The following is a 15,755-nucleotide window of genomic DNA, read 5'->3' as shown; positions in this document are numbered from 1 at the left end:
TTCGCAGACGGGTGGTGCACAATACGGGGTATGAGTCTGGACCATTCCGCCGAAACCACCACTGCACCCGTTACCGACGGTCAGTACCCATCGGTGCCCATGACGCCGCTCCGACCCGCGCCCGCCGCCTCGCAGCCGCGTGACGACGCCTACCCCGGCGTTCTCCGCACTCTTGCGATGTTCCTGTTCGCACGCTGACGTCCGCCTCGATCGCTTGGACGGACAATTGTCTCGAGCAATAGGTTGTGCACAATTCAATTGTGCGCTACGTTCGGTCTTGTGAACGACGCGCTGACACTGGACAAGCAACTCTGCTTCGCCCTGTACTCGGCGTCGCGGGCCACCACCGCGGTCTACCGGCCCCTGCTGGACGACCTGGGCATCACCTACCCGCAGTACCTGGTGATGCTCGTGCTGTGGGAGCGGGACGGACTCAGCGTCTCGGAACTGGGCGATCGACTCGGCCTGGATTCCGGAACACTGTCCCCCCTGCTCAAGCGCATCGAGACACTGTCGCTCGTCACCCGCGAACGCTCAGCGGAGGACGAACGACGCGTCGAGATCCGGCTGACGGACACGGGCCGCGCCCTGCGTTCCGCGGCCGCGCACGTTCCCGAGTGCATCTTCACCGCGACCGGCCTCACCGAAGACGAGGCGACCACGCTGATCGCGCTCGTCCGCAAGACCACCGCGTCGCTTCGTTCCGCCTGACCCGTCCATCCCCACCACGAGAGGTTCACCCATGAAGACGCTGTACACCGCAGAGGCACTGGCCACCGGCGACGGACGCAACGGCCACGGCCGCACCACCGACGGCAAGGTCGACGTCGACCTCGCCGCCCCCACCGAGATGGGCGGCAGCGGCAACGGAACCAACCCGGAGCAGCTCTTCGCCGTCGGCTACGCCGCGTGCTACCACTCCGCTCTGCGCCTCGTCGCCGGCCAGCAGAAGGCCGACGTCACCGACTCCTCCGTCGGCGCGAAGGTCAGCATCGGCCCGAACGACGCCGGCGGCTTCGAGCTCGCCGTGGTCCTCGAGGTGACCCTCCCCAACCTCGATCACGACACGGCGCAGGCCCTCGCGGACAAGGCCCACGAGGTCTGCCCCTACAGCAACGCGACCCGCGGCAACATCGACGTGCAGATCACCGTCAGCGACGACTGACCGTTCAGATCGGGTAGGTGACGCCCGTGAGCTCGACCGACCTGGTCCAGAGCTCACGGGCTTTCGCCTCGTCACGCGAGGCCTTGTTCGATCCGACCTTTTTCGGGTGCCCGCTCAGCTCCTGGAACCCGTCCGGTCCGAAGTAGCCGCCGGACTGCAGCCCCGGTGCCGTCGCGGCGTAGAGCTCCGGCAGGCTTCCCATGTAGGCCGACTGGGCGAAGACCCGGCCGAGTGACATGAACGCGTCCTGCACACTCTCCGTCCGACCCATCAACTCGGTACTCGAGTAACCGGGATGCGCCGCCAGCGAGAGCACGGGTGACCCCGCCGCACGCAGTCGGCGATCCAGCTCGTACGCGAACAGCAGGTTCGACAGCTTCGACTGCCCGTAGGCACCCCACCGGCTGTAGCGACGCTTCTCGTAGTTGAGATCCGACAGCTTCAGTCCCGGTACCTGGTGCATGAAACTCGACATGGTGACCACGCGGTCGGTGATCCTGTCCAGCAGGAGGCCGGTCAGCGCGAAATGCCCGAGATGGTTCGTGCCGAACTGCATCTCGAATCCGTCGGCGGTCCGCTTCAGCGGCAGTGCCATGACGCCGGCGTTGTTGATCAGTACGTCCACGGTGGGCGTGTCGTCGGCGAACTCCCGCACCGAGCTCAGATCCGCGAGGTCGAGTCGACGCACCTCGGCGCGCTCACCGATCTCGTCCGCGATCGGCTTCGCCTTCTCCACGGTCCGGCAGGCCAGCACCACCGTCGCGCCCGCGCGACCGAGTGCCTTCGCGGCCTCGGCGCCGAGCCCGCTGTTGGCTCCCGTGACCACGAAGGTCCGGCCGGACTGATCCGGTACGTCGGTCTCGACCCACTTGTGTGCAGACTTCTGTGCCATGCGCTTCCCCCCTGAGACTTCTCTCGGCCGCTCGCCGCGGCCGACCGCGTTCGAGGGTACCGGCGCACTACGCTCGATCCGGTGCCCGCACCGCTGCCGATCCGAGACGGTCTCAATCCGACGCGGATCCGCATGCCGGACGCGCCGGCAGAGCACAGGACCATAGTCGAGTACCTCGTCGCACGCTTTCCGCGCGATGCGGAGGCCCTGCGCGCGAAGGTGACGGACGGCGAGGTCGTGGATGCCGCAGGACGGCCCGTGCTGGTCGACACTCCCCTGGTCCCCCGCGCCGACGTCTACCTGTACCGGGATCCGCCCGTGGAACCCGAGGTGCCGTTCACCGCCCCGATCCTGTACCGAGACGATGCGATCGTGGTGGTGGACAAGCCGCACTTCCTGGCGACGACACCACGGGGGCGCTTCGTCGTGCAGACCGCCCTGACCCGGCTGCGACGCGAACTGGGAAACGACGCACTGTCCCCGGCGCACCGCCTCGATCGCCTCACCGCGGGCGTGCTCGTCTTCACCGCACGACAGGACGTCCGCCGCGCATATCAGGAGATGTTCCGGGAGCGCAGCATGGTCAAGGTCTACGAAGCGGTGGCCCCCGACTCGCCGATCTCGTTCCCGCACACCGTGAGCAGCCGCATCGTCAAGTACCGTGGATCACTGCAGGCGACCGAGGTGCCGGGTGAGCCGAACAGCGAGACCGTGATCGAGAAGGTGCGCACGGTGGGCGACCTGGCGCTCTACCGCCTGCATCCACGCACGGGCAAGACCCATCAACTACGCGTGCACATGGCCTCTCTCGGCCTGCCCATAGTCGGCGACTCGCTGTATCCCGTGCCGCGCGAGGTCGCCGTCGACGACTACCGGGATCCACTGCGACTGCTGGCGCGGAGCATCGAGTTCACCGACCCGCTCACAGGCGCACCGCGGCACTTCGCGTCGCAGCGGACCCTCGCGCTGTCTCCACCGTGATCCGGTGCGAGATCGCGGCGAGCGTCAACAGTCCGATCGCGAGGTTGGTCAGGGCGGCGAAGCCCGTCTCGGCGAAGTCGACGAGCGCACCGAGCAACGCGTAGATCAGGGCCGCCGACCGGAGTCGGTGCAGAGGCCAGAGGGACGCGGTGCGCCGCCGTGCGATCAGCGACGGGAGCCCGAGGGCGACCGTGACGCACGCCGTCACCCACAGGATGCCGCCCGAGATGGTCATCCGGTCGAGGGTGACATCGAGGTCGTCGCGCTCGATGACCAGACCGCCCGTGGCCAGTTGCGCGATGCCCGCCACGACCGTCGCGGACGCGGTGACCACCATGAGCCAGGACAACGCGATCGCCCAGCGCGTACTGGTCACGAACGACGGGACGGCGCGCGAGAACCACGCCCGCCGACTCGTCGGCCGGGACGGTGCCGGAACGCACCGACTCAGCAGGGTGTCGATGCTCGCGACGAGCTCGGGATCGGCTCCCGTCGTCCGCGCTCGGTCGAGCAGTTCGCGGGCCAGCTCCCGGCGCGATCCCGGTACCCCACCGACGAGTCCTTCCGACGCGATGGCGGCAGCGTTCGCGAGGCATTCCCGTGGCGTCGGTTCACGGACGTCGCGGACGGTTCGTCCGAGCACCAGGACCAGAACCACCGTCACGTACATGATCTCGGCGGACGGGCCGTAGAAGTAGTCGTTGTCCTTCGTCACGAACTTCCCGACCTCGTCCAGGAACAGACCGAAGCCGACGCCGCCCAGCAGCACGGCCGACGAGCGCGCTCCGAAGCCGAGGAACAGCCATCCGACGACGAGCGCCGTCATCATCAGCGCACCGCCCCACAGTGCGTGGGCGATGTGCAGGCTCCCACCGCCCACCTGCGGATAGTCGGTGAGTTCGAGGTAGGCGCGGGTGAGCAGGATGGTCGCGACCGCGGCGATGACGAACGACTCCACGGACGACGTCCCGTCGGCACTGCGCACGATCGGCGTCCGCACCCGCCGCGCACGCGCACCCCGCTGCATGATGGCCATCGTCGATCATGGTCATTCACAGGCCTCTTTCGCGGTGGAATGCGACGGTACGCCCGGTAAAGTTCGTCCGATGAGACTCCTTCCCGCCACGCTCGCCGCCGCTGCCACCCTCGCCCTGGTCCTGGGTGGATGCAGCTCCGAGGATCAGCAGTCCGCACAGGACACCGCGAACAACGCCGCGGAATCGGTGGGCGACGCAGCTCAGGGCGCACTCAGCTCTGCACAGTCGGCCGCACCCGGCATCCAGTCGAGCGCCGGCAGCCTGGCCGACGATGCCGGCAACGTGTTCGACGACGCCAAGCGCGCGACCTTCGTCGCCGCCTACAAGGCGCAGTTCTCCGCGCTCTCCGAGGGAAAGTCCGACGAGGACATCGAATCGCTGCTCGGCAGCATCTGCCAGCAGATCACCGACGGCAAGGAGAAGGACGCCGTGGTCACCGACATCCGGTCGCAGGCCACCAACAACGGCAACGAGCCCGGTGTCGACGAGGCCGGTCGCATCTACGACCAGGCGAAGGTCGCCTGCCCCTGACCGCACGAGCTCCGCGAGGTGCGCGGGCTGTCGGTGATCGGGGTTAGCGTGGCGATCGTTCCCCTTCGGAAGGATCTCATCGTGGCCACCCCCGACCTCTCGCGCACCACGCCCTGCTGCCAGGGCGTCGTTCCTCCCTACCTTCTGCAGCGCCTCGCGTCGGCCCCCGCGGAACGCAGTGCCCGCCTGGACACCGCCCCGTCCGTCGCGAGCCGCACGCTGGAACTCGACGACGAGATGCGGCGCCGACGCGACTCGACGCGGTCCACCGTGTCGCCCACCGCTCCCCGCGGCGCCGTCGCGGATCGGCTGCAGCGCACCATCGCCGACGCGAAGAACACGCAGACTCTGCCCGGCGACGTCGTGCGTACCGAGGGCGGCGAACCTGTCGGCGATCCGGCGGCGGACGAGAGCTACGACGGCCTCGGCGTCACCCACGCCCTGTTCGCCGAGGTCTACGGATGGTCCAGCCTCGATGGGCAGGGGCTGCCGCTCGACGCCACGGTGCACTACGGCGAGCAGTACGACAACGCGTTCTGGGACGGCACCCGCATGGTGTTCGGCGACGGTGACGGCGAGGTGTTCACCCGCTTCACCGTGTCGCTGTCCGTCATCGCGCACGAGTTGGCTCACGGTTTCACGCAGTACACCTCACAGCTCGAGTACGCCGGACAGTCCGGCGCCCTCAACGAGTCGGTGTCCGACGTGTTCGGCGTCCTCGCAGAACAGCGCTCGCGTGGGCAGAACGCCGAGGACGCGTCCTGGCTCGTCGGCGAGGGGCTCTTCCTCCCCGACGTGCAGGGCAGCGCCCTCCGCTCGATGCTGGCACCCGGTACCGCGTACGACGACGACGTCCTCGGCAAGGACCCCCAGCCCGCGGACATGGCGGGATACGTCGAGACCACCGAGGACAACGGCGGGGTGCACATCAACTCCGGCATCCCCAACCGCGCGTTCGCCGAGGCCGCCGTCGCGCTCGGCGGGCCGGCCTGGGATCGTCTCGGACAGGTCTGGTTCGACGCTCTCACGTCCGGCAGCCTGACGCCGACCGCCGATTTCGCCGCCTTCTCCGCGGTGACGGTCGCGGCCGCATCGGCGCGGTACGGAACCGGGTCCGACGTTCACCGCGCCGTGGTCGGCGGGTGGACTACCGTGGGCCTCGAGCCGGCCGGGACGGGATCCGCGTCCGATGCGGCGGACGAGGCGAGCAAGAGGACGTGACATGGTCATCGTGGTGGTACGCAGCGGCGGCGTGGCCGGGATGACCCGCCGCGGCAGCGTCGACACCACGGCCCTCGGCGACACGGCACCCGAGTGGGAGCAGCTGGTCACTCGCGCGCTCCCCCTGTTGAACGGCCTGCCCGAGTCGTCGTCCCTCGCTCGCGACACCTTCCGGTGGCGACTCGAGATCGGCGAGCACTCGTGCGAGACCGGCGATTCGGCACTCACCGGCCCGCTTCGCGAGCTGGCAGAGCGCACTCTGCGAGAGGGTCGCTCGCCGCGATGACGGCGGCCTCACGGCGTGCGAGGTTCGCGTTCCACCACGGGTCGCTCCCGGGCTCGTCGACGATGCAGTCGCGCAGCGTGGGCGGCAGGGTCGACACGGCGGGCACCGCGTCCGCCGACAGCGTGCCGAGATAGTCGACGTCGATCAGTCCGGTCCGCTCGTAGCGCTCGACTGCACGGTCCGCGACCAGCGCATCGACGTTCACCACCGCCATCACCAGCACGCCCAGCGCCGCCGTGCCGACGATCACCGCGGGCAGTAGGCGCGCGGACCAGCGCGCACCGGCGACGATGACGGCGAGCACGACGACGCCCAACCACACCTCGACGGCCATGACCCCGACTCGCAGCCGAGTGAGACCGAACTGCTGCTCGTACAACGACATTCGGTACACCGCCGACCAGACGACCACCAGCGTCAGCACACACAGCGACCCGAAGGCGATGCGCGCGAGCACCCGGTCGCGCCGCACCTCGGCGTCGACCTTGCGTACCTGCACGGCGACCACGACGAGCACGCCGACTGTCACCGTGATCAGCTGCCAGAATCCCGATCGGGCGTGGTCCGCGAACGTCAGGTCGTCCGTCGTCATCACGTGGTCGTGTCCGCCGAACAACGTGGCTGCCTGCACCACGACGAACGCAGCGAACACGACGACGAGCGCGCAGACCGGCACCGCCCACTCCCACACCGGTCGTCGTCGACCAGCGCCGGGAGCGAGCGCATCGAGTGCCATCGCGTGACGCTTCGCGTGGGCGACACCCAGAATCCACAGCGCGACGCACAGAGCCACGACCGGCCCCAGCGGGTCGACGTCGACGGACACGGTCGGGATCACCGCGTCGACGAGCGAGGCGAAGCGATCGTCGGCACCCGCGAACAGCAGCGTGAACACGGTGACCAGCAGGGCCGTGCTCACCACGACGCGCAGCGTGCGTACCGCGGACCCCCGAGACGGGAGCGTCACCTGTGCGGCACCGGTTCCGAGCGAGCGGAGCACGGCTCCCTGCACCACGACGGGCACGATCGGCGCGAGCACCGTGGCGGTGAACGTCGTCGATCTCGTGGTCGACAGAGCCACACACCACACGGCCAATCCGACGGACGACGCTGCGAGCCAACCCGAATCGCGGACGAACGGGACCAGCAGCAGCGCGAACGCGGCGCCGATCCATGCCACGGACCAGCGCGACCGGTCCGGCAGTCGAGCGGCGAGGACGGCAGCGACGCCGACGGCGAGGTAGGCCACCGACGGCCGGTCGGTCAGTATGGCGCCGGCGACCACCCCGACCGCTGCGGCGGAGCCCACGGCCCAGCGACGCGGAGACTCGGTGACGGTGCGGACCGGCGACTGCGCCGCCGGATCGGGAAGAAGGTCGGTGGTCATCGTGAACCTCTTTCGGGCAGGGGTGATCGCGCGAGCACCGGATGCGGTGTCACGTGCCGAGTGCGGACGGTGGGGGGTCAGACGGGAAGGGTGAGCCGGAAGCAACACCCGGCGCCGACGTCGACCACATCGAGTGTGCCGCCGTGCAACTCGGCGGCCCATCGAGCGATGGCGAGCCCGATGCCGGTGCCGCCGTCGGTCGACCCGCCGCGGACGAACCGGTCGAACACCCGAGCGCGATCGGCCGGCGCGATCCCGTCGCCCTCGTCGACCACGTCGATGCGCACCGTGTCGTCACCCACCACGGCCGACACGGCCACTGCACCGTCGGGCGGACCGTGGCGCACGGCGTTCTCGACCAGATTGGCCACCACCTGCCGTACCCGTTCCTCGTCGGCGGTCACCGTCGCACCGGGAGGCTCGACCGACACCGAGAATCGGGTCGCCGTGCTCTGGGTGACCACGCTGGTCAGGAACTGACGGAGGTCGAACGTGCTGCGCGACAGACCGAGTGCGCCACCCTCGAGCTTGGAGAGGTCCAGGAGGTCGTCGACGAGCCGAGCCAGACGTTCGGTCTGCTCGAGGGCGACCCCCACCGTCCCCGGGGTCGCTTCCTGCACCCCGTCTGCGATGTTCTCGAGCACGGCCTGCAGCGACGCGATCGGTGTCCGGAGTTCGTGCGAGACGTTGCCGATCAGCTCCCGACGGTAGCGGTCGGCCTCTGCCAGGTCTGCCGACATCGTGTTGAACGCGACGGCCAGCTGGCCGATCTCGTCCCGCGACGTGGCCCGGACCCGATGCGTGTAGTCCCCGTTCGCCATCGCTCGCGAGGCTGCGGTCATCTCGCGCAGCGGCGAGGTCATCCCGTGCGCGACGATCTGCGTGACCACCAGCGCCACGACGAGTGCGAGCAGCAGCGCGTACCGGAACGGCTGCTGGGCCGCGAGCCAGAAGGTGCCCGACGCCGCGAACAGCGCGATCACCACCACCAGGCCGGTCTTGACCTTGAACGAGCGCAGCGAGTCGAGAGGGCGGATCATGCGCGTGCCCGGAACGCGTACCCGACGCCGTGGACGGTGCGCACGACGTCGGACCCCAGCTTGCGCCGCAACGCCTTGACGTGGCTGTCGACCGTGCGGGACGGCACCGACGTCATGGAGTCGTCGCGCGACCACCCCCACACGTCCGACAGCAGTCGATCTCGCCCGAAGGCCGCGCCCGGCCGCCGAGCGAGGAACAGCAGCAGATCGAATTCCGTGCGTGTCAGGTGGACCTCGTCGCCGTCACGGAAGACCCGCCGCGCGTGCTCGTCGACCCGGACGTCGTCGAACTCGTGCACGACGGTCGGCGTCGGCGCGGGATGGCGTTCCACCCGGCGCAGCAGTGCGTGCACGCGGGCCACCAGGGTGCGCATCGAGAACGGCTTGGACATGTAGTCGTCCGCACCCACCCCGAGGCCCACCAGCTGGTCCGTCTCGTCCGACCGCGCCGTGAGCATGAGGACGGCGACTGCTCCCTCGGGGCGGGACTGGATGCGTCGGCACACCTCGAGACCGTCGAACCCCGGCAGCATCACGTCGAGGACCACCAGGTCGGGGTTCGTGTGGGCCACCGTCTCCACGGCGGCCGGTCCGGTCGACGCGAGGTCGACGTCGAAGCCCTCGGACCGCAGCCGCGCCGCGATCGCGTCGGCCAGGGCCCGTTCGTCCTCGACCACCAGAATTCGTCGTCGATCCATGAAACAGACCGTAACGGCATCATGTGCGGGTCTCGGGGACACGTTGTGAAGATTCCGTGGAGATCGCTCCGGCCCACGAACCGGACGCCACGTCAGCCGAGCAGCCGCGCCACCTCGGCGGCCGCGCGACCACCCGACACCAGAGCACCCTGGATCGACGGGGTGTCGCGATGGTCGCCGGCGAGCAGCACGCGGTCACCGACCTGCAGCGATCGCCGGAGCGACGTCCCGGGTGCCTGGACCGGGAGCGCACGCCGTACGTCGTGACGCACGATCACCCGCCACGACGCGGTGGACCGACCCCACAGCCGATCGAGAACGGCGCGCACGACGGACTCCTCGGCGGGACCGGCGTCGTCCAGCAGCGTGGTCGCCTGCACCAGGGTCTTCCCGGTCGGCGCGTATCCCGGTGCGATGGAGCTCATCTCGGCGGTGTTGACCACCACGCCGCCCGTCCCCGAGATGCGGAGGAACTCGTCGGATTCCGCGGCGTCGGCCTCGAACCACCACGTCGACAACCCGCGCATGGGAGAGGTCCGGGTGTCCGTCAGCTCGTTCGCGCCTCGCGCGTCCGTCGCCACCACCACCGCGCGGGCCTGCAGCACCGACCCGTCGGCGATCCGCACGGCGGGTGCCGCGCCGTCGGTGACCTGCTCGACGCGCGAGGAGTACGCGATGTCGACCCCGGCATCGCGGGCGAGCTGCTCGGGGAACGCCTGCATTCCGCGGTTCGGCACACCGGGTGTCGCGAGAAGAAAGCTGCGGAGCACGAGCCGGACGTAGCGGTCCGACGTGTCTCCCACGCCGTCGGCGAGGACCCCGCTGAGAAACGGAGCCAGCAGTGCGGAGCGCAGCGGACCGCGGAGGCCGACGCGGTCCCAGTCGTCGGCGAGTGCAGCGTCGGGGGACGCGGCCAGGCGGCGCACCGGTCCGACAGCGGGCAACGCCCACCGCGCGGCGCCGACGACGGCGCCCGGGTGCAGCAGGCCGAGGCGAGCCGCGGACCGCACCGTCCCGAGCAGCAGGCCCGGGTGCCGTGTCGGGTCGGCGATCGTGTGCGCTCGCCCCGAGTCGTCGACGATCCGCACACCGCGACCGGCGACCCGCAGATCGAGCGCGGACACGTCGACATGACGCTTCACGGCCGGGTAGGAGGGGTTGAGGAGCTGGAAGCCTCGATCACAGCGGAAGCCGTCCACGACGTCGGTGCGGATCCGTCCCCCCGGGGCGTCGCCCGCCTCCACGACCCGCACCGTGAATCCACGCCGGCGCAGCGCTCCGGCGCACCGTAGACCGGCGATACCCGCCCCCACCACGATCACGTCAGCATCGATGTCAGTCATGCCCTATCGATACCACCCGGGCGTCGGCGACCTAGGACGACGGGTCCGGAAACGAGAAGAACCACCTGCGCCGGCAGGTGGTTCCAGTCTGTGTCCATTCTCGGTGGCCAGAGCCGGGATCGAACCGGCGACCTTCCGCTTTTCAGGCGGACGCTCGTACCGACTGAGCTACCTGGCCGTGGGCACCCTCGCGGGTACCGGTGATGCTGTACTACTCGGTGCTGACGATCATCGCATCACTGAGGTATTGCGACCTCTGAGGTGTTGCGACCCTGACGGGACTCGAACCCGCGACCTCCGCCGTGACAGGGCGGCGCGCTAACCAACTGCGCCACAGGGCCATGCTGTGAAGCATGTACTGCGTGGAAGACCCTACTGCATCTTCGTCCTACTTCTCACCACTCCCGCTCCAGCGTTGTCACTCGCTGAAACGTACCCCCTACGGGATTCGAACCCGCGCTACCGCCTTGAAAGGGCGGCGTCCTAGGCCGCTAAACGAAGGGGGCCCGTCGAATCGCTCCGACCGTACCCCAACGGCGTTCCGTTGGGAGCTTGGATAGCTTAGGACACCGCTTCGGAATTTCACAAATCCGCAGGTGAGGCTATGTTTCGACGCTCACAGCGTCGACTCGGGGCCACCCGTTGACGCGCCACTTGTCGAGCCATTCCCGCGACGCCATCGCCATCAGGAGAACCTCGAGGGACTCCTCGAACAGCACCACCAGGTCGGTGTCCTCGGCGGTCAGATCGGCCATGTACCGCTGGCCGGCGAGCGAGGTCACCAGCACGCGGGTGAACATGCGCGGATCGATGTCGGGGCGCAGCAGACCGGTCTCGTGCGCCTCGGCCGCGAGCTTGTGGGCGGTGCGACCCCACACGGCGCCCGCTCCCTCGCGGATGCTCGCGTGGAACTCGGGCTCGACCACGAGACGGAACTCCGCACGCACGACGACGTTCTCGTCGAAGGACCGGGCGAGCTGGAAGATGAGGTTGTGCAGCCACTCGAGGGCGTCGACGCCGTCCGGGCGCTCCACGTCCATGATCGCGACGTACTTCTCCATCGCGGTCTGCAGAACGGCGCGAGCCAGTTCTTCCTTGGAGCTGAAGTGGAAGTACATCGCACCCTTGGTGGCGCGTGATCCCTCGAGAATCGTGTTGACCGACGCCGCGGTGTACCCACGCTTGCTGAACTCGTACGCGGCTGCCTCGACGATCGCGGCCCGGGTGCGTCGAGCACGTTCCTGCTGTGCCATTGCGCTGCTGCCTCCGAAATTGAACACCCTGAAGGGCCCTGATACTGAGTGAAGGGTAGCCGACAAACCTGAGAATCCCCTCGGACGTGGCCGCAAACATCGAGCTCGAGCGGGTTCGTCCGGCGTGTTCGGACGGCCCCACCAGCGTGTCGTGCGTTCCGATGACCGGTTTGTCGGATATATGCCCGGCCCGCATCCGAATGTCGACCGGCGAGAATGGTGATGATTCATAGCGAATAGGTGAATGGTGAATGCGTCACTCCCGACGCGAGGCCAGGTCGTGAGCGTCCGCCCGGGGTCCATTACACTCGTCGAGCACTGCCCCTATAGCTCAGTTGGTAGAGCTACGGACTTTTAATCCGCAGGTCGTAGGTTCGAGCCCTACTGGGGGCACAACGTCTTTCCCCACACCCGTCGACGCTCAGGAATTCTGGCTCAGCCGGGCCCCGATGCTCTGATGGAGTGAGCGCAACGCGTTCTGACCCAGCGCCACGGTCTCCGACTCGATGTGGCGGAGCAGATGAGCGTCGCTCACCACCTTCTCGGACGACTGGATCAGGACCGTTCCCGCACCGGTGAAGTCGAACTGCCGCTCCTCCCCCGTCTGTGCTCCGAGGAGCATCCCCTGCGCCGCCCCCAGGAAGCTCTGCATCCACTGCGCGTCGAAGTGGTGGGACGGAGCGGGGCAGTCGGCCCAGCCGACGAGTGCCTGCGGATCCACTCGAACGGGCGGTTCGGCGAACACGACCGCACCGTTGGACGAGGCGAGGAACTTCCCGGTGCCGAGCAGCGTGAGAAAACCGGGCACGATGGACTGCTTCAGCTCGAGGCCGGGTTCGAAGGCCAGCAGGTTCGACGCCCGGATGGTCAGGTTGCCGTCGTCGAGATCGAACGAGTTGATGTCGAAGCCGCGATCGCCGAGCAGCACCTTGCCGTGTCCGCTCGCGAGCACCCAGTCGTTCGCGTACAGCGGCGACGAGAAGCGTGAGGCCACGACGGCCGCCATCGACGTCCGCCCGAGAGGCTCGAACTGCACCGACCCGTAGTAGGCGATCATCGCGCCCTTCGCCGTGAACCACGGCTGTCCCGCGAGTTCGATGCAGAAGGCGTAGTCGTTTCCCGGCACGTTGTCGTTCACCGGCAGGGTGTGGGGGTTGTGCACGACGTCGGTCATGTCCGATTCCCTCTCGTCAGAACTTCTGCTCGGACGCCTGGACCCACACGGTCCCTGCGCCGCCGATCGCGAGTTGCACGGCTTCACCCGAACCGCGGCCGACGGCGTCACGCCACCCGACGTTCGTCGAGATGTCGACGGTGAGAGTGCCGCGGTGGCACACGTACGCCTGCGGATCGACCACCACCTGCGGCCGGTGCGGACCCACCTCGATCTCGACCGTCCCACCGTGGGACAGCACGGCCACCTGCCCACGTCCGGCGACCTGTGTCGTGAACATGCCCTGCCCGGTCATCGCCCCGCGCACCGCGCCGCGGACTCCTCCCTGCTGCGTCAGGGGTACGACCGATGTCGAGAGTGCGCCACTGTGTGCGAGCAACCGTGACGCCTCGACCGACAGGAGACCGGTCCCGTCGAGATCGATGACGGACACGTGCAGCCCGGCGTGGCCGTAGTGCACGGTGCCGGACCCCTCGGCGGCCATCATGGCGACGTGCTCGCCCGACATCATCCGGCCGGCCATTCCCGCGACGGCACCCATCCGCGGCATGCCGCCCGCGCCGCCGATCGTGTGCGGGACGAAGCGGACGTCGCCCTGGTGGAACAACATGGATCCACGGCGCGCGAGCGTGGGCGAGCCCGGGGCGACGGTCGACTTCACGACCTTGCTGTTGACGAGTTCCAACATGTCAGCGCTCCTGCGGCTGGATGTAGACGACACCGGTGCCGTCGAAGCGGAGGGAGAAGGCCTCGCCGCTCCCGCCGCCGACGGCCGACCGCCACGTGACGTCGGTGACGAAGCTCTGTGTCACCTGACCTCGGTGCGCGACGAAGGCGTCCGGATCGACCACCAACGGGTACTGCGGCGACACCTCGAGCGCGATGAGCGGTCCGCCCGCGGACAGCAGCCCCACCTCGCCCTGTCCACTGACGACCGTCGTGAACAGGCCCTGCCCGGACGAGGCGCCGCGGAGCCCGGCGAAGGCCACATCGGACCGCAGCCCGCCGGACAGAGCGAGCAACTGCGACGATTCGACGTGGAGTGCGTCACCCGCCAACGGCACGACGACGACGTGCTGCGCGTCGACCGCGAGCCGCACCGTTCCCTGCCCCGCCATCTCCATCAGGGACAGCGACTCGCCGGTGACCTTCTGCTTGAGAGCGGCGCGCAGTCCACCGCCACCGCCCATCCCGGCGTTCCGGAAGGTCACCTGGCCCTCGTACGCGATCATCGATCCGGTGACCGCCCGCACGCTGTCCCCGTGCAGGTCGACGACCAGAACGCGGTGTCCCTCGGTTCTCAGTTGCGCCACGGCAGACAGAATGGCAGACAACGGTCGTCGCCACAGTGGCTCCGGTGATCTGTCCCCTGCCAGCGACTCCGAGTGACGCACAGTACATCGAGTTCGTTTCTCGCAGAAGTCACAACACCTGTACCCCGTACCCCGCGGCATATACTGGACGAGGTCGACGGCGGGCGGGCGTAACGAACTGTCGCCCCGCTCGATGAACGTCTACCGGACGGTACGCACCCCTCGCGGCGGCTCGTCGAAGCAATTCACATCGAAGTTACGGTGCCGTAGGCTGCCCTCACAGTACGAGGCAGCGCGGTCATCGCGCGGAAGCAGTGAGCCGAACACCATTCTGGAGGACACGCATGGCACGGGATCTGACCCAACTGGAGCTGCTCGGAGAGCTGCAGCCGGTTGCGGAAGAGAATCTGAACCGGCATCTCTCCATGGCGAAGGAGTGGCACCCCCACGACTACGTCCCCTGGGACGAGGGGCGTAACTTCGCCGCGCTCGGTGGCGAGGACTGGTCGCCCGAGCAGTCTCGGCTCGACGAGGTGGCCAAGGCCGCCATGATCACCAACCTCCTCACCGAGGACAACCTGCCGTCGTACCACCGCGAGATCGCGGAGAACTTCTCGCAGGACGGCGCCTGGGGCACCTGGGTGGGCCGGTGGACCGCCGAGGAGAACCGCCACGGCATCGTCATGCGCGACTACCTGGTGGTCACGCGCGGAGTGGATCCCGTCGCCCTCGAGCAGGCCCGCATCGAGCACATGACCAACGGCTTCTCCTCGGCCGCTGCCGGTGGCCACGATCAGATGGGCTTCCTGCACTCCGTCTCGTACGTGACGTTCCAGGAGCTGGCCACGCGAGTCAGCCACCGCAACACGGGCAAGGTCTGCAACGACCCCATCGCCGACCGCATGCTCCAGCGCATCGCGGCCGACGAGAACCTGCACATGATCTTCTACCGCAACCTGTGCGGTGCGGCGCTCGACATCTCGCCCGACCAGGCGCTGCGTGCCATCGCCGACATCGTGCAGAACTTCCAGATGCCCGGCGCCGGCATGCCCAACTTCCGCCGCAACGGCGTGCTGATGGCCAAGCACGGGATCTACGATCTGCGTCAGCACCTCGAGGACGTCGTCATGCCGGTGCTGCGCAAGTGGAACATCTTCGATCGCACCGACTTCACCGCCGAGGGCGAGCAGACGCGTGAGGAGCTCGCCGCCTTCCTCGAGAAGCTGGAGAAGGACGTTCTCAAGTTCGAGGAGCAGCGCGACCGCATGCTGTCCCGCGAGGCTGCCAAGCGGCAGGCCGCGCAGGCATCCTGACCCGCACCGCACCACGGAGTGGCCGAGTGCCAGTTCCGACGGATACCCTCGATGTGCCCGGCACCCGTTCCGCGGATGCCGGGCACATCGCTGTTTCCCGTCGACCATGTCTGGTGTGTGA

The 15,755-nt window shown here is 68.5% G+C and carries 18 protein-coding genes and 4 tRNA genes; 9 read left to right on the top strand and 13 right to left on the bottom strand.

What is annotated here, in order from left to right:
* The first annotated feature begins 30 nt into the window (after positions 1–30).
* From HQ308_RS13125 to HQ308_RS13115, 3 genes are all read left to right on the top strand, one after another.
* Complete coding sequence (locus tag HQ308_RS13125) at positions 31–198, top strand: hypothetical protein (protein WP_155956908.1); 168 nt, start codon at positions 31–33, stop codon at positions 196–198.
* Between the two features lie 81 nt (positions 199–279).
* Complete coding sequence (locus HQ308_RS13120; protein ID WP_285187834.1) at positions 280–711, top strand: MarR family winged helix-turn-helix transcriptional regulator; 432 nt, start codon at positions 280–282, stop codon at positions 709–711.
* A gap of 31 nt (positions 712–742) precedes the next feature.
* Positions 743–1,165 (top strand): organic hydroperoxide resistance protein, encoded by a 423-nt coding sequence (locus tag HQ308_RS13115; protein ID WP_027504250.1) that lies wholly within the window; start codon positions 743–745, stop codon positions 1,163–1,165.
* Positions 1,166–1,169: 4 nt separating this feature from the next.
* Here HQ308_RS13115 and HQ308_RS13110 read toward each other — a convergent pair whose 3' ends face one another.
* Complete coding sequence (locus HQ308_RS13110; RefSeq protein ID WP_056446802.1) at positions 1,170–2,057, bottom strand: oxidoreductase; 888 nt, start codon at positions 2,055–2,057, stop codon at positions 1,170–1,172.
* A 132-nt stretch (positions 2,058–2,189) separates the two neighbouring features.
* Between HQ308_RS13110 and HQ308_RS13105 the strand changes: the two genes are divergently transcribed.
* Complete coding sequence (locus HQ308_RS13105; protein WP_222646674.1) at positions 2,190–3,038, top strand: pseudouridine synthase; 849 nt, start codon at positions 2,190–2,192, stop codon at positions 3,036–3,038.
* Here HQ308_RS13105 and HQ308_RS13100 read toward each other — a convergent pair.
* The gene (locus HQ308_RS13100; protein ID WP_261776070.1) at positions 2,980–4,074 is read right to left on the bottom strand and encodes a hypothetical protein; all 1,095 of its coding nucleotides are present in this window, start codon (positions 4,072–4,074) and stop codon (positions 2,980–2,982) included. The two genes, HQ308_RS13105 and HQ308_RS13100, sit on opposite strands and share 59 nt — an antisense overlap.
* 70 nt (positions 4,075–4,144) lie before the next feature.
* Here HQ308_RS13100 and HQ308_RS13095 point away from each other — a divergent pair, with 70 nt between their 5' ends.
* From HQ308_RS13095 to HQ308_RS13085, 3 genes are all read left to right on the top strand, one after another.
* The gene (locus tag HQ308_RS13095) at positions 4,145–4,606 is read left to right on the top strand and encodes a hypothetical protein (protein WP_051612982.1); all 462 of its coding nucleotides are present in this window, start codon (positions 4,145–4,147) and stop codon (positions 4,604–4,606) included.
* A gap of 81 nt (positions 4,607–4,687) precedes the next feature.
* Positions 4,688–5,827: a M4 family metallopeptidase gene (locus HQ308_RS13090; RefSeq protein WP_308115775.1), complete on the top strand. Its 1,140-nt coding sequence runs from the start codon at positions 4,688–4,690 to the stop codon at positions 5,825–5,827.
* 1 nt (position 5,828) lies between these two features.
* Entirely contained in the window at positions 5,829–6,113 is a 285-nt protein-coding gene (locus tag HQ308_RS13085; protein WP_027504254.1) for a protealysin inhibitor emfourin, read from the top strand.
* On the opposite strand, the gene HQ308_RS13080 is transcribed toward HQ308_RS13085, so the two are convergent.
* From HQ308_RS13080 to HQ308_RS13045, 8 genes are all read right to left on the bottom strand, one after another.
* On the bottom strand, positions 6,052–7,500 hold the full coding sequence (locus tag HQ308_RS13080) for a DUF4153 domain-containing protein (protein WP_222646625.1): 1,449 nt from the start codon (positions 7,498–7,500) through the stop codon (positions 6,052–6,054). The genes HQ308_RS13085 and HQ308_RS13080 overlap by 62 nt on opposite strands.
* 77 nt (positions 7,501–7,577) lie before the next feature.
* Positions 7,578–8,540, bottom strand: coding sequence for a HAMP domain-containing sensor histidine kinase (locus HQ308_RS13075; protein WP_222646624.1), 963 nt, complete (start codon positions 8,538–8,540; stop codon positions 7,578–7,580).
* Complete coding sequence (locus tag HQ308_RS13070) at positions 8,537–9,238, bottom strand: response regulator transcription factor (RefSeq protein WP_222646623.1); 702 nt, start codon at positions 9,236–9,238, stop codon at positions 8,537–8,539. Before HQ308_RS13070 ends, HQ308_RS13075 begins: the two co-directional genes overlap by 4 nt.
* Before the next feature lie 92 nt (positions 9,239–9,330).
* Positions 9,331–10,581 (bottom strand): FAD-dependent oxidoreductase, encoded by a 1,251-nt coding sequence (locus HQ308_RS13065; protein ID WP_222646622.1) that lies wholly within the window; start codon positions 10,579–10,581, stop codon positions 9,331–9,333.
* 104 nt (positions 10,582–10,685) lie between these two features.
* Positions 10,686–10,759: transfer RNA gene (locus HQ308_RS13060), tRNA-Phe, on the bottom strand.
* Between the two features lie 89 nt (positions 10,760–10,848).
* A tRNA-Asp gene (locus HQ308_RS13055) sits at positions 10,849–10,922 on the bottom strand.
* Between the two features lie 92 nt (positions 10,923–11,014).
* Positions 11,015–11,087 (bottom strand) — tRNA-Glu (locus tag HQ308_RS13050).
* A gap of 96 nt (positions 11,088–11,183) precedes the next feature.
* Positions 11,184–11,834, bottom strand: a complete 651-nt coding sequence (locus tag HQ308_RS13045; protein WP_027504258.1) for a ScbR family autoregulator-binding transcription factor — start codon at positions 11,832–11,834, stop codon at positions 11,184–11,186.
* Positions 11,835–12,154: 320 nt separating this feature from the next.
* On the opposite strand from HQ308_RS13045, the gene HQ308_RS13040 reads away from it, so the two are divergent.
* Positions 12,155–12,227: transfer RNA gene (locus HQ308_RS13040), tRNA-Lys, on the top strand.
* Between the two features lie 28 nt (positions 12,228–12,255).
* Here HQ308_RS13040 and HQ308_RS13035 read toward each other — a convergent pair.
* Genes HQ308_RS13035 through HQ308_RS13025 form a run of 3 tightly spaced genes read right to left on the bottom strand, consistent with a single transcriptional unit; the run spans position 12,256 to position 14,312 of the window.
* Positions 12,256–13,008 (bottom strand): AIM24 family protein, encoded by a 753-nt coding sequence (locus tag HQ308_RS13035; protein WP_027504259.1) that lies wholly within the window; start codon positions 13,006–13,008, stop codon positions 12,256–12,258.
* 16 nt (positions 13,009–13,024) lie between these two features.
* Positions 13,025–13,696, bottom strand: coding sequence for an AIM24 family protein (locus tag HQ308_RS13030; RefSeq protein ID WP_222646621.1), 672 nt, complete (start codon positions 13,694–13,696; stop codon positions 13,025–13,027).
* Between the two features lies 1 nt (position 13,697).
* A complete protein-coding gene (locus tag HQ308_RS13025; protein WP_373428398.1) occupies positions 13,698–14,312 on the bottom strand; it encodes an AIM24 family protein in 615 nt (204 codons plus the stop codon).
* A gap of 353 nt (positions 14,313–14,665) precedes the next feature.
* Between HQ308_RS13025 and HQ308_RS13020 the strand changes: the two genes are divergently transcribed.
* Entirely contained in the window at positions 14,666–15,634 is a 969-nt protein-coding gene (locus HQ308_RS13020; RefSeq protein WP_027504262.1) for an acyl-ACP desaturase, read from the top strand.
* The last annotated feature ends 121 nt before the right edge of the window (positions 15,635–15,755 follow it).

Origin of the sequence: Rhodococcus sp. BP-241, from assembly GCF_019836145.1 — a bacterium.
GTDB lineage: Bacteria > Actinomycetota > Actinomycetes > Mycobacteriales > Mycobacteriaceae > Rhodococcoides.
Note: the sequence above shows the minus strand (reverse complement) of the source record. Positions and strands in the feature narration are given on the sequence as shown.

Bases quoted from the DNA above. Each gene is read 5' to 3' on its own strand.
- HQ308_RS13125 (WP_155956908.1), top strand. From the start codon at position 31: ATGAGTCTGGACCATTCCGCCGAAACCACCACTGCACCCGTTACCGAC.
- HQ308_RS13115 (WP_027504250.1), top strand. From the start codon at position 743: ATGAAGACGCTGTACACCGCAGAGGCACTGGCCACCGGCGACGGACGC.
- HQ308_RS13110 (WP_056446802.1), bottom strand. From the start codon at position 2,057: ATGGCACAGAAGTCTGCACACAAGTGGGTCGAGACCGACGTACCGGAT.
- HQ308_RS13105 (WP_222646674.1), top strand. From the start codon at position 2,190: ATGCCGGACGCGCCGGCAGAGCACAGGACCATAGTCGAGTACCTCGTC.
- HQ308_RS13100 (WP_261776070.1), bottom strand. From the start codon at position 4,074: ATGGCCATCATGCAGCGGGGTGCGCGTGCGCGGCGGGTGCGGACGCCG.
- HQ308_RS13095 (WP_051612982.1), top strand. From the start codon at position 4,145: ATGAGACTCCTTCCCGCCACGCTCGCCGCCGCTGCCACCCTCGCCCTG.
- HQ308_RS13085 (WP_027504254.1), top strand. From the start codon at position 5,829: ATGGTCATCGTGGTGGTACGCAGCGGCGGCGTGGCCGGGATGACCCGC.
- HQ308_RS13080 (WP_222646625.1), bottom strand. From the start codon at position 7,500: ATGACCACCGACCTTCTTCCCGATCCGGCGGCGCAGTCGCCGGTCCGC.
- HQ308_RS13075 (WP_222646624.1), bottom strand. From the start codon at position 8,540: ATGATCCGCCCTCTCGACTCGCTGCGCTCGTTCAAGGTCAAGACCGGC.
- HQ308_RS13070 (WP_222646623.1), bottom strand. From the start codon at position 9,238: ATGGATCGACGACGAATTCTGGTGGTCGAGGACGAACGGGCCCTGGCC.
- HQ308_RS13065 (WP_222646622.1), bottom strand. From the start codon at position 10,581: ATGACTGACATCGATGCTGACGTGATCGTGGTGGGGGCGGGTATCGCC.
- HQ308_RS13045 (WP_027504258.1), bottom strand. From the start codon at position 11,834: ATGGCACAGCAGGAACGTGCTCGACGCACCCGGGCCGCGATCGTCGAG.
- HQ308_RS13035 (WP_027504259.1), bottom strand. From the start codon at position 13,008: ATGACCGACGTCGTGCACAACCCCCACACCCTGCCGGTGAACGACAAC.
- HQ308_RS13030 (WP_222646621.1), bottom strand. From the start codon at position 13,696: ATGTTGGAACTCGTCAACAGCAAGGTCGTGAAGTCGACCGTCGCCCCG.
- HQ308_RS13020 (WP_027504262.1), top strand. From the start codon at position 14,666: ATGGCACGGGATCTGACCCAACTGGAGCTGCTCGGAGAGCTGCAGCCG.